9 protein-coding genes are annotated in these 12,625 nt (G+C 73.7%); 6 read left to right on the top strand and 3 right to left on the bottom strand.

The features are described from left to right. Positions 1-15: 15 nt before the first annotated feature. Entirely contained in the window at positions 16-1,617 is a 1,602-nt protein-coding gene (locus tag ACIQ87_RS15765) for an MFS transporter (protein WP_402406313.1), read from the top strand. A gap of 42 nt (positions 1,618-1,659) precedes the next feature. On the opposite strand, the gene ACIQ87_RS15770 is transcribed toward ACIQ87_RS15765, so the two are convergent. Then, positions 1,660-2,178, bottom strand: a complete 519-nt coding sequence (locus ACIQ87_RS15770) for a GNAT family N-acetyltransferase (protein WP_402406316.1) — start codon at positions 2,176-2,178, stop codon at positions 1,660-1,662. Positions 2,179-2,224: 46 nt separating this feature from the next. Here ACIQ87_RS15770 and thpR point away from each other — a divergent pair, with 46 nt between their 5' ends. After that, positions 2,225-2,812, top strand: a complete 588-nt coding sequence (thpR, locus tag ACIQ87_RS15775; RefSeq protein ID WP_402406318.1) for an RNA 2',3'-cyclic phosphodiesterase — start codon at positions 2,225-2,227, stop codon at positions 2,810-2,812. Between the two features lie 244 nt (positions 2,813-3,056). On the opposite strand, the gene serC is transcribed toward thpR, so the two are convergent. Together serC and ACIQ87_RS15785 are read right to left on the bottom strand one after the other, a co-directional pair. Further along, complete coding sequence (gene serC / locus ACIQ87_RS15780) at positions 3,057-4,175, bottom strand: phosphoserine transaminase (RefSeq protein ID WP_402406320.1); 1,119 nt, start codon at positions 4,173-4,175, stop codon at positions 3,057-3,059. A 173-nt stretch (positions 4,176-4,348) separates the two neighbouring features. Further along, positions 4,349-5,449, bottom strand: a complete 1,101-nt coding sequence (locus ACIQ87_RS15785; protein WP_355263959.1) for a citrate synthase 2 — start codon at positions 5,447-5,449, stop codon at positions 4,349-4,351. A gap of 417 nt (positions 5,450-5,866) precedes the next feature. On the opposite strand from ACIQ87_RS15785, the gene pdxH reads away from it, so the two are divergent. From pdxH to fxsT, 4 genes are all read left to right on the top strand, one after another. Continuing rightward, positions 5,867-6,499 carry a pyridoxamine 5'-phosphate oxidase gene (gene pdxH / locus ACIQ87_RS15790; RefSeq protein WP_402406499.1) on the top strand — a complete coding sequence of 211 codons (633 nt, stop codon included), beginning with the start codon at positions 5,867-5,869 and terminating at the stop codon, positions 6,497-6,499. A 144-nt stretch (positions 6,500-6,643) separates the two neighbouring features. Next, positions 6,644-6,835 (top strand): FxSxx-COOH cyclophane-containing RiPP peptide, encoded by a 192-nt coding sequence (gene fxsA / locus ACIQ87_RS15795; RefSeq protein ID WP_392882446.1) that lies wholly within the window; start codon positions 6,644-6,646, stop codon positions 6,833-6,835. 283 nt (positions 6,836-7,118) lie between these two features. Continuing rightward, positions 7,119-8,540, top strand: coding sequence for a TIR-like protein FxsC (locus ACIQ87_RS15800; protein WP_402406324.1), 1,422 nt, complete (start codon positions 7,119-7,121; stop codon positions 8,538-8,540). Further along, positions 8,530-12,543, top strand: coding sequence for an FxSxx-COOH system tetratricopeptide repeat protein (fxsT, locus tag ACIQ87_RS15805; RefSeq protein ID WP_402406327.1), 4,014 nt, complete (start codon positions 8,530-8,532; stop codon positions 12,541-12,543). The genes ACIQ87_RS15800 and fxsT overlap by 11 nt, the downstream gene beginning before the upstream one ends. Positions 12,544-12,625 lie beyond the last annotated feature (82 nt).

The following is a 12,625-nucleotide window of genomic DNA, read 5'->3' on the forward strand; positions in this document are numbered from 1 at the left end:
GCGACGGCCACCGCCATGGCCGTCGCGCCACGAGGGGAGACCACCGTGACACCGCCGGCCGCAGCCAGCGCCGCCGCCATCCGTACCGACGACCCGACCACCGACCCCGCCGCGGCGAGCGCCGCGGCCGCCGACGCCCAGGCACCCGCCCCCACGGGGCTGCCCGGCAACGGCGACGACGACCCCGACGAACGCACCGCGGCGGACTCCGCCGCTCAGGGCCGCTCCCACTCGGCCCGCCCGTCGCCCGCCACCACCCTTCCGGCGACGAGCTCCGCTCGGCCCCTCTCATCTCCCACGGGTGCCGGATTCACCCGGCCCGGGGGGATGTTCTCCTCACTGCGCGTTCGCAACTACCGCTACTACTTCGCCGGCCAGGTGGTGTCCAACACCGGCACCTGGATGCAGCGGATCGCCCAGGACTGGCTGGTGCTGAGTCTCACCGGCAGTCCGCTCGCGGTCGGCATCACCACCGCCATGCAGTTCCTGCCGATGCTGCTGCTCGGCCTGTTCGGCGGCGTGCTCGCGGACCGGATGCCCAAGCGCCGGCTGCTGATCTACACCCAGGGCGCGATGGGCCTGCTGGCCGCCGGCCTCGCGGTGCTGACCGTCGGCGGCGTGGTGACGCCGTACTACGTGTACTTCTTCGCGCTGCTGCTCGGCCTGGTCACCGTGGTGGACAACCCGACCCGGCAGGCCTTCGTCTCCGAGATGGTCGGGCCCAAGGACCTCGCCAACGCCGTCAGCCTGAACGCCGCCAACTTCCAGACCGCCCGGCTGGTCGGCCCCGCCGTCGCGGGCCTGCTGATCGCCGCGGTCGGCAGCGGCTGGGCGTTCGCCGTCAACGCGCTGTCCTTCGCCGCCGTGATCGGCGGGCTGCTCGCGATGCGGGAGAGCGAACTGCGCCCGACCGAGCCGATCGCCCGCGAGAAGGGGCAGCTGCGCGAGGGGCTGCGGTACGTGAGGGAACGGCCCGAGCTGCTCTGGCCGATGGTGCTGGCCGGGTTCATCGGCACCTTCGGCTTCAACTTCCCGACGCTGCTCTCCGGTTTCGCGTACGACACCTTCGAGGTGGGCGCCGGCCAGTACGGCCTGCTGAACACCGCGATGGCGATCGGTTCGCTGACCGGCGCGCTGCTCGCCGCCCGCCGGGGCGTGCCGCGGCTGCGCCGGCTGGTCGGTGCGGCGCTGGCCTTCGGCGCGCTGGAGGTGGTCGCCGCGTTCGCGCCCGACTACTGGACCTTCGCGCTGCTGCTGATGCTGATCGGGGTGTTCGGGCTGAGCTTCAACACCTCGGTCAACTCCTCGCTGCAGCTGGCCACCGACCCCGAGATGCGCGGCCGGGTGATGGGCCTGCTGGTGCTGGTCTTCACCGGCGGCACGCCGATCGGCGCCCCGATCGTCGGCTGGGTGACCGCCTCGTACGGGCCCCGGCTCGGCCTGCTGGCCTGCGGTCTGGTGTCCGCGGCGGCGGCCGGCGTGGTGGGCCTGGTGCTGGCCCGCAGCGCGGACCTGCGGGTGCGGTTCGACCTGCACCCTGGCCGCGGCGGCCGGGTGGTGGCCTTTGTGCCGCGGACCGGCGCGGCGAGCAAGTCGGAGCTGGCACCGGCCTGCTGACGGAACGTCAGGCCCCCGGACGCGTCCGGGGGCCTGCGGTGGTCAGAGCCGGATCTCCAGCACCTGGCCGGGCCAGACGCCGTTCGGCTGGTCGACCTCGAACGTCACGGTCTCGCTGAAGCCGAGCGCCCGGTACCGGCCGACCAGCTTGCGGTCGGCGCCGTTGTAGCAGTCCACCCGCAGCAGGCCGATGCCGCGGCGGCGGGCCTCCTCGATCGCGTCGGCGATCAGCGCGGCGCCGATGCCGGAGCCCTTGCGGTCGCGGTCGGTGACCAGGTTGCGGACGTACAGCTCGCGCTCGTCCACGGCGGGGATCCACCGGCCGCGGTCCTCGGAGAGCACGCAGCAGCCGACCGTACGGCCGTCCTCGTCCACGGCGAGGCGGATCAGGAACGGCTCCTCGGCGTACGAGGAGACCTGGTCGATCCGGGCCTGGATGGCGCTGAACGGCTGGTCGCCCCACTGGCCGGTGCGGCCCTGGGCGGTCAGCCAGGAGACGGCGCCGTCGAGCAGGGACAGGATGTCGGGGACGTCCGCGGACCCCCCGTTGCGGATCTTCATGGGAGAACGTTCTACCCCAGCCGGCCGGGCGCGGGAAGATGGGCCCATGAGGTTGTTCGTGGCGGTGCTGCCGCCGGTCGAGGCGTTGCAGGGGCTCGCCGACGTGGTCGCGCCGGTGCGGGAGTTGCCCGGGGCGGAGCGGCTGCGCTGGACCGGCGTCGAGGGCTGGCACCTGACCCTGGCCTTCCTGGGCGAGGTGCCGGCCGGGAGCCTGCCGGAGCTGGAGGCGGGCCTGGCCGCCGTCGCCGAGGTCCACCCGGTGCACCGGCTGCGGATCGCGGGCGCGGGCCGGTTCGGCGACCGGGTGCTCTGGGCCGGGGTCGAGGGTCAGGCCTGGGCGCTGCGGCGGCTGGCCGACGCCGTCACCGGGGCGACCGCCGAGGTCACCGGGGCGACCGACGACTTCGCCTTCCACCCGCACCTCACCCTCGCCCGGGCCGGCTCCTCGCGCGGCCACCGGCGGGCCGTGCAGCGGGTCGCGGCGGCCGAGCTGGACGGCCTGGTGGCGGCGCTGGCCGACTACCGGGGGCCGGAGTGGGACGCGGCCGAGCTGCACCTGGTGCGCAGCGACCTGGGCGGTGGCTTCGCGCACTACGAGACGCTCCGCTCCTGGGCGCTGGCGGACTGGAGCTGAGCTCCCCGGGAGGGCCCGGCAAGGGGCCCGGGCGGAGTACGGGGTGAGCCGGAGGTACGCTCGTTGACCGTGGACCCCAAGACTCGTATGCGCATCGTCTCCGGCACCCTGGTGCTGATGCTGGTCGTCGTGCTGATCAGCTCGCTGGTCGGCCGCTAGGCACCTCGGGCCTCCCGGCCCCGGAACGGCGAGAGGGCCACCGCCCGTCGGCGGTGGCCCTCGGCCGTGTCCTCGGGGGACGGGGTCAGAGCTGCTCGACCACGTAGTCGATGCAGTGGGTGAGCGCCTCGACGTCCGCCGGGTCGATCGCCGGGAACATCGCGATGCGCAGCTGGTTGCGGCCCAGCTTGCGGTACGGCTCGGTGTCCACGATGCCGTTGGCACGCAGTGCCTTGGCGACCGCCGCGGCGTCCACCGACTCGTCGAAGTCGATGGTGCCGACCACCTGGGAGCGCTCGGCCGGGTTCGCCACGAAGGGGGTGGCGTAGGAGGACTTCTCGGCCCAGGAGTACAGCCGGGACGAGGAGTCGGCGGTACGGGCGACCGCCCAGTCCAGCCCGCCGTTGCCGTTCATCCACTCCAGCTGGTCGGCCAGCAGGAAGAGGGTGGAGAGCGACGGGGTGTTGTACGTCTGGTCCTTCGACGAGTTGTCGATGGCCGTCGGCAGCGAGAAGAACGGCGGGATGTAGCGGCCGGAGGCGGCGATCTCGGCGGCGCGCTCCAGGGCGGCCGGGGAGAAGGTGGCCAGCCACAGGCCGCCCTCGGAGGCGAAGGACTTCTGCGGGGCGAAGTAGTAGACGTCCGTCTCGGTGATGTCCACCGGCAGGCCGCCGGCGCCCGAGGTGGCGTCCACCAGCACCAGCGAGCCCTCGTCCGCGCCGGCCGGGCGCCGGATCGGCATCGCGACGCCGGTCGAGGTCTCGTTGTGGGTGAGCGCGTAGACGTCCACGCCGGCCTCGGCGACCGGCAGCGGGTGGGTGCCCGGGGCGGTCTTGATCACGCTCGGCTCGCCGAGCCAGGGCGCGGCCTCGACCGAGGAGGCGAACTTCGAGGAGAACTCGCCGAAGTCGAGGTGCTGGGACTTCTCCCGGACCAGGCCGAAGGCCGCGATGTCCCAGAAGGCGGTGGAGCCGCCGTTGCCGAGGACGACCTGGTAGCCGTCCGGCAGCGAGAAGAGGCTGCTCACGCCCTCGCGCACGCGCTTGACCACGTTCTTGACCGGGGCCTGGCGGTGTGAGGTGCCGAGCAGGGAGGTCTGGGTGGCGGCGAGGGCACTCAGGGCCTCGGGGCGCACCTTGGACGGTCCGCAGCCGAAACGGCCGTCTGCGGGCTTGATGTCAGCGGGGATCTGGATCTGAGCCACGGGCGCAGCCTACCGGCCGGGGGCCTGGCGGAGGTACGGCCGTCCGCCCGCTGAGACTGGCGTCCCGCCCGCCCGGGAGCCGCCCGGGGACGCGCGGCAGCGGGCCCGGCCGGAGCCGGACCCGCTGCTCAGGGGCACTGACCGGACGCTCGTCCGGTATTACGCCGCAGGGATCAGCGGGCGATGGCGTCCCAGCCCTCGATCTCCTCGGGGCGGCGCGGGCCGGGGCCGACGTAGCGCGCGGAGGGGCGCACGAGCCGGCCCGTGCGCTTCTGCTCCAGGATGTGCGCCGACCAGCCCGCCGTGCGCGCGCAGGTGAACATCGAGGTGAACATGTGCGCCGGGACCTCGGCGAAGTCCAGCATGATGGCGGCCCAGAACTCGACGTTGGTGGCCAGCACGCGGTCGGGGCGGCGGTTGTGCAGCTCCTCCAGCGCGGCCTTCTCCAGGGCCTCGGCGACCTCGAAGCGCGGCGCGCCGAGCTCCTTGGCGGTGCGGCGCAGCACCCGGGCGCGCGGGTCCTCGGCGCGGTAGACGCGGTGGCCGAAGCCCATCAGGCGCTCGCCCTTGTCCAGCGCGTTCTTGACCCAGGCGGTCGCGTCGCCGGTGCGCTCGATCTCCTCGATCATGCCGAGCACGCGGGACGGGGCGCCGCCGTGCAGCGGGCCGGACATCGCGCCGACCGCGCCGGAGAGGGCGGCCGCGACGTCGGCGCCGGTGGAGGCGATGACCCGGGCGGTGAAGGTGGAGGCGTTCATGCCGTGCTCGGCGGCCGAGGTCCAGTAGGCGTCGACGGCCTTGACGTGCTTCGGGTCCGGCTCGCCGCGCCAGCGGATCATGAACCGCTCGACGACCGTCTCGGCCTTGTCGATCTCGCTCTGCGGGACCATCGGCAGGCCCTGGCCGCGGGCCGACTGGGCGACGTAGGACAGGGCCATCACGGCGGCCCGGGCGAGGTCGTCGCGGGCCTGCTCGGCGTCGATGTCCAGCAGCGGCTTGAGGCCCCAGACCGGGGCGAGCATGGCGAGCGCGGACTGCACGTCGACGCGGATGTCGCCGGAGTGCACCGGGATCGGGAACGGCTCCGCGGCCGGCAGGCCGGGGTTGAACTTGCCGTCCACCAGCAGGCCCCAGACGTGGCCGAAGGAGACGTTGCCCACCAGGTCGTCGATGTCGACACCGCGGTACCGCAGGGCGCCGCCCTCGCGGTCGGGTTCGGCGATCTCGCTCTCGAACGCGACGACTCCCTCAAGCCCGGGTACGAAATCGGACATGCGACGGCTCCTTCAGTTCTGCGATCGGCGCTCCGCCGTGGTGGGGCGGCGCACCAGTGACCGAATGGTGTTTGGCACTCGGTGCCAGGGTGACAGGCACGGGGTGCATTGCGCCATACACCACCGTGGTGATGTTTCCCGTCGTCCCGCTCGACTCTCCCGCGGAGGGGCCGCCCCGCCCCGGGAGGCCGCAGAACCAAACGCCCGGTTCCGGACAATTCCCCGCAGGGTGGGTGGTCAACCGGGGGCGGGTCATCTCATCTCCCACCGAGGTTTGTCCGGAGGTAGCGGTGCCCGTTGCTTGTCGTACGGGATGATGTTGGCGTGCAGACCCCGGATCGCGCCCAGTCGACGCCCCTGAGCCCCGCCAACCGGACCCTGGCCGACGAGGCCCGCCCAGGCCCGGACCTCACCGTGATGCGCAAGCACTACAGTCACGAGGGCCTGGTCGAGGAGCAGCTCGCGCCCGAGCCGATCGGCCAGTTCACCCGCTGGTTCCACGAGGCGGACGACGCCGGCGTGGTGGAGCCCAACGCGATGGTGCTCTCCACCGCCGACGCCCAGGGGCGGCCCAGTTCCCGCACCGTCCTGCTCAAGGGCTACGACCTGCGCGGCTTCGTGTTCTTCACCAACTACGGCTCCCGCAAGGGCTCCGAGCTGGCCGCCAACCCGTACGCGGGGCTGCTGTTCCCGTGGATCGCGCTGGCCCGCCAGGTGATCGTCCAGGGCCGGGTGGAGAAGGTCGGCCGGGACGAGACCGCCGCCTACTTCCGCACCCGCCCGCACGGCTCCCAGCTGGGCGCCTGGGCCAGCGAGCAGTCCAGCCCGGTCGAGAGCCGGGAGGTGCTCGAACGGCGCTACGCCGAGCTGGAGCGCCGCTACCCGGAGGGCGAGGGCGTGCCCGTCCCGCCGTTCTGGGGCGGGTACCGGGTGGTCCCGCAGAGCGTCGAGTTCTGGCAGGGCCGGGAGAACCGGCTGCACGACCGGCTCCGCTACGTCGCCGACCCGGCCGCCCCGACGGGGTGGCGGGTGGAGCGGCTCTGCCCGTGATCCGTTCGGCCCATCGGCTCCGCGCGGCGCTCGCGCGGAGCTGATGGCCCGTCACTCCCCGGGTGTAGGATGCCCGTCGCGGACCTGGGTCGATGCACCCCCGGCCAACGGCCCGCTGTGCCGACACGATCGAGTGAGGGACTGATGGGCGTCACCGGTGCGGAAACCGCCGCTGGACTCGGCTCTGACCTGGTCGACGTCGCCGCCCTGTCGCTCGACGAACTCGAGGCCCTGCCCGACACCGTCCTCGGTGACCTGCTGCGCCGGGTGGTCGCGGACGCCCTGACCCCCGGCGCCGAGCCGCTCGCCGCCTTCCAGTCGGCGCTCGACCGGTAGGTCGCCGCGCCGCCGGCATCCGGCCCGCGGCACCCCGTCGGAGGCACCCCGCCGGCGGCGCTCGACCGGTGGCACCCGCCGATCCCGTCGGTGCGCCCCGCGGTCCCGTCCGCGCGCCCCCGGGCGCCGGAGCACCGCGGGCCGTCCGTGTGCGCCTGACCACCGGCTAAACCACCCGAGGTACCGAATCCTCCAACTCGCCAGCGGGGCCGGGGGAGTTCGCGACATGCTGGGGTATGAAACCAGCGCCGTCGCGGACCGTCGGGCACGGGGGGAACAGGTGATGGGGCAGGAACAGCACAGGCCGTACTTCTTCTTCAGCTACGCGCGTCGGGACTTCGAGGCCGAGGACGCCTTCGTCAACCAGTTCTTCAACGACCTGCGGGACGAACTCGGCCGACTGCTCGGGGTGGCCGTCCGGGCCGAGGAGCTCGCCTTCCGCGACACCGAGCAGCTGCGCCTCGGCGACGACTGGGCCGAGCGCCTGGCGACGATGCTGGGCCGCAGCCGCACCATGATCGCGCTCTACTCCCCGGCCTACTTCGCCAGCCTCTACTGCGGCAAGGAGTGGACCGCCTTCCGCGGCCGGGTGCGGCGCCACCACGAGGACACCGGGGAGCTCGTCCCGGCGCTGATCCCGGTGCTCTGGGAGCCCGTCGGCTCGGGCGAACTGGCCGCCGAGGTGACCAAGGTCCAGTGGGTCCAGCCGGACATGGGCGACGCCTACGCCCGGCACGGCCTGCGGGCCCTGCTGCGCACCGCGCAGAGCGGGGCGTACGAGCAGGTCGTCCGGGTGGTCGCGGAGCGGGTGCGGGACGCGGCCGCGCGGCGGCTCGGCGAGCTGCCCGAGTTCGACCTGGGCGCGGTGCGCGGCTACTTCCCGCCCCCGGCGGCGCCGGAGCCGGCCCCCAGCCCCGGGATGGTGCGGCTGTTCATCGCCGCCGGGAGCGCCCCGGAGGCCGCCGCGCAGGGCGGCTCGTACACGGGCGGCTGGTACGGGGCCAAGCCCTGGCACTGGGCGCCCTACTACCCGCCCGCCCGGCCGTCCCTGGCGGCGCGCGCCCAGCAGGTGATCACCGCGGCCGGGCACACCACCACGCTGGAGGAGATCGGCCCGGGCCTCGGCCGCAAGCTCGACCAGGCCCGGGAGGACAGCCAGGTCAGCGTGCTGCTGGTCGACCCGTGGGTGGCCGGCAGCGGCCGCTACCGGGCCGCGCTGAGCGAGTACGACGACCAGAACCACCCGGTCACCGGCGTGGTGGTGCCGATCGGCAGCAACGACCCGGACGGGGAGCGCGAAGCGCCGTGGACCGGCGTGCGCGGCGTGTTCCGTCGCAACTGGTTGCGCCGGAGCGACCTGGAGCACTTGTTCCGGGTGCGCGTGAACCAGGAGAGCTTCGACAACGACCTCACCATCATGGTGACGGTCGCCCAGAACAAGCTCATGGACGACAACCTCGATTGGGGAGACGATGGCGGGGACGCCTTCGGCCTCGGCCCGGACGGCGACGCCTTCGGCTTCGGCGACGGCCCGGACATGCCCGGGCTGACCATCCCGGCCGGTCCGTCCGGCCCGTCGGGTCCGCGCCGGGGCCGACCGCCCGCGCGGCACCACCCCGATCCCGCTCCACCGGAACTACCCGGCCAGCGCCGGGGCCAGGACGATGCCGTCCCGCTGAGGGGAGACCAGGACGATGACCACTGAGCCCGGCGCAGAGCTGGAGCGCGGCGGACCGGGATCGGTCGTCACGTTCTACTCCTTCAAGGGCGGCACCGGCCGCACCATGGCGCTCGCCAACGTCGGCTGGATCCTCGCCAGCCGCGGCCTGCGCGTCCTGGTCGTCGACTGGGACCTGGAGGCGCCCGGCCTCCACCGCTACTACCACCCGCTGCTGGTCGACCCGGAACTCCACTCCACCGAAGGCCTGATCGACCTGCTGCGCTCCTACGTCAAGCAGGCGCTGCCCTCCGCCAGCGGGCCGGTCGGGCAGTCCCCGGCCGCCTGGCTGGACGAGCCCGGCCGCCTGGAGGGCTACATCTGCGGCCTCGCCCTCGACCTGCCGCCCGGCGGCCGGCTCGACTTCCTGCCCGCCGGCCGGCAGAACGCCGCCTACGCCGCCGCCGTCACCAGCTTCAACTGGCGCAGCTTCTACCACGGCCGGGACATCCGCGGCGGCGAGTTCCTGCGCGAGCTGCGCGAACGCTGGGCCCGCGGCTACGACTACGTGCTCATCGACAGCCGCACCGGCGTCAGCGACACCTCCGGCATCTGCACCGTCCTGATGCCCGACACCGTGGTGGACTGCTTCACCTTCAGCGCCCAGAACATCCGCGGCGGCGTCGACGCCGCCCGCGACATCACCGAGGCCGAGGAGCGGGCGATCCGGGTCCTGCCGGTGCCGATGCGGGTCGAGGACGCCGAGCAGGAGCGCCTGGAGGCCGGCCGGGACTACGCCCGCGAGGCCTTCGCCCCCTACCTCGGCCGCTGGCTGGCCGGCGACCGCCGGGCCGGCTACTGGGCCGACGTCGAGGTGCCGTACAAGCCCTTCTACGCGTACGAGGAGGTGCCCGCCACCGTCGCCGACCGGCCGCAGGAGGCCCGCAGCCTGCTCAACGCCTTCGAACGGCTGGCCGGTTGGATCACCGACGGGCGGGTCCGCACCCTGCGCCCGCTCACCGCCGAGACCCGCCGCCGGCTCTACGGCGCCTACCTGCGCTCCGCCCGCGCGGTGCCGCGCCAGGTGTTCGTCAGCTACGCGCCCGAGGACCGGATGTGGGCCGAGTGGGCCGCCGGGACGCTCACCCGCTTCGGCTACCAGGCCTCCCTGCACAGCGCCGCCGAACCGTACACCGGCCCCCGGCCGCCCGAGGTCGCCGGGCCGGTCGACGGCCAGGGCCGGCTGCTCGCGCTGCTCTCGCCCGAGTACACCGCGCTGCCCCGGGCCGCCGAGGTCTGGCAGCTCCTCCAGGGGCGCGAACTGGCCTCCGGATCACCGGCGCTGGTCTCCTTCCGGCTCCAGGACCCGGACGAGCCCGTGCCCCGCCCGTTCGCCGGGCAGCCGGTGCCCGACCTGGTCCGCTCCTCCGCGGTCGGGGCCGAGTCCCAGCTCTACGCCGAACTCGGCCCCCCGCCCGGCAGCAACCGCCAACTCGAAACCGACAGCGGAGAGTTCGCCGCCCCCGCGCGGTTCCCCGGCACCGCCCCGCAGGTCCAGGACGCGCCCTCGCGCAACGCCGCCTTCATCGGCCGCGGCAAGCTCCTGGAACTGCTCCGCAACCGCTTCACCGGCGGCCCCGCCGCCGTGCTCAGCCAGGTGCTCTACGGCTTCGGCGGCGCCGGCAAGTCGCAGATCGCCGCCGAGTACGCGCACCGCTTCAAGGCCGCCTACGACGTGATCTGGTGGGTGCCCGCCGAGGAGCCCGCCAACATCCCGCAGAAGCTCGCCGAACTCGCGCCCCGGCTCGGTGTGCCCACCAGCGACGACGTCGCCCACACCGCCGCCGCCGTGCTCGACGCGCTGCGCCGCGGCCAGCCGTACCGACGCTGGCTGCTCGTCTTCGACAACGCCGGCACCCCCGAGGAACTCGCCCCCTGGCAGCCGGCCGGCTCCTCCGGCGGGCACGTGCTGATCACCTCCCGCAACCAGGGCTGGGCCCGGCACGCCGGCCTGGTGGAGGTCGACGTCTTCCTCCGCGAGGAGAGCGTCCGGCTGCTGCGCCGCTTCAACGGCGGCCTCTCCGCGGAGGACGCCGACCAGGTCGCGCACCGGCTCGGTGACCTGCCGCTCGCCGTCGGCCAGGCCGCCGTCTGGCTCCAGGAGACGTCGATGCCGATCGCCACCTACCTCGAACTGCTCGACGACGAGCTCACCGAGATGCTGGAACGCACCCGGCTGCGGGCCGCCGACTACCCGCACTCGGCCGCCGCGACCTGGCGCATCTCGGTCGAGGAACTGCGCCGGATGAACGCCCCGGCCGCCCAGATCCTGGAGATCTGCGCGTTCTTCGGCCCGGACGCCATCCCGATGCGGCTGCTCTACAGCCGGGCCGTCACCCGCGCCCTGCGGCTGCCCCCGCGCGCGCCCCGCGACAAGCTCGCGATCGGCGAGTTCCTGCGCGCCATCAACCGGTTCGGGCTCGCCCGCACCGACCAGGGCAGCGAGACCATCACCGTGCACCGGCTGGTCCAGGCCGTGCTGCGGGACCAGGTCGAGGAGGAGCGGCGGGCCGAACTGAGCGGCGTCGTCCACGCCGCGCTCGCCACCGCCAACCCCGGCGACCCGGACGTGCCCGCGAACTGGGCCGAGTACGCCGAACTCCTGCCCCACCTCTGGCCGTCCGGGGCGCTCGACAGCGCCGACGAGGACGTCCGGCAGTGGATCATCGACTCGGTGCGCTACCAGTGGAAGCGCAGCCTGCACGAGTCCGGCCGGGAACTCGCCGAGCGGACCCTGGAGCACTGGCGCCAGGACGGCTACGGCGGGCCCGGCTTCGACGTCGACAACGACGCCCAGACACTCATGCTGCGCACCCAGCTGAGCAACATCCGCCGCTCCCAGGGCGCCCTCCAGGAGGCGTACGAGATGGACCGGGACATCCTGGAGCGCTTCACCGCGACCCTGGGCCCGGAGCACTCGCACACCCTCGCCGTCGCCAACAGCCTCGGCGCCGACCTGCGCTTCCTCGGCCGCTACGACGAGGCCAGGGCGCTCGACCGCCGCACCCTGGACGCCGCCCGGCGCACCCTCGGCCCGGACCACCCGCGCACCCTGATGATCACCAACAACCTCGCGGTCTCCGACTACCTGGCCGGCGACCGCCGGGCCGCCCTGGAACGGCACCGCAGCAACTACCTCCAGCAGCGCGACGCGCTCGGCGCGCACAGCCTCTACGCGCTCTCCTCCGCCTCCAACTACGCCCGCGACCTGCGCGAGACCGGGCGGCTGCGGGAGGCCCTGGACCTGCTGGAGGAGACCGTCCGGATCTACCAGCAGACCATCGGCGACAGCCACACCGACACCCTGCGCGCCCGCAAGAACCTGGCCGTGGCGCTGCGCCGGGCCGGCCGGTACCACGAGGCCCTGGAGATCGACGAGGACATCTACCAGCGCTACCTGGACATCAACGGCCCCGAGCACCCCGACACCCTGGCGGCCGCCACCAACCTGGCCAGCGACCTCAACGCGCTCGGCGACACCGGGCGGGCGATCCCGCTGGCCGAGCGGGCGCTGGCGCGGTACCGCGACTACCTGGGCGAGAACCACCCGGTGACGCTGGCCGGCGCCAACAACCTCTCGGTGTACCTGCGGCTGGCGGGGCGCACGGCGGAGGCGCGCGAGCTGTCCGGCCGTACGCTGGCGCAGTTCCGCACCGTCCTCGGCGCGCACCACCTCTACATCCCGATCGCGATGATGAACCACGCCAACGACCTGGCGCTGGCCGGGGAACTGCAGGCCGCGCTCGAACTGGAGCTGGAGGCCGAGCCGTTGATGACCGACGCCCTCGGCCAGGACCACTACGACTCCATCGGCATCAACTCCAACCTCTCGCTGTCGCTGGCCGCCCTCGGGTACGCCGAGCGGGCCGCGGAGCTGCGGGCGGAGTGCATCCGGCGGGCGCGGTCGACCCTGGGGGAGGAGCACCCGACGACGATCGCGGTGCGGGCCGGGACGCGGCTGGACTCGGACGTGGAGCCGCCGCACGTGTGACGGGCGGTCAGGCGGTCGGGCGGGCAGTCAGGCGGCCGGGCGGACTGGTGGACAGACGGTCTGGCGGCGTGGCGGTCAGGCC

The sequence above is a fragment of the Kitasatospora sp. NPDC096204 genome, assembly GCF_044763205.1.
Taxonomy (GTDB): Bacteria; Actinomycetota; Actinomycetes; order Streptomycetales; family Streptomycetaceae; genus Kitasatospora.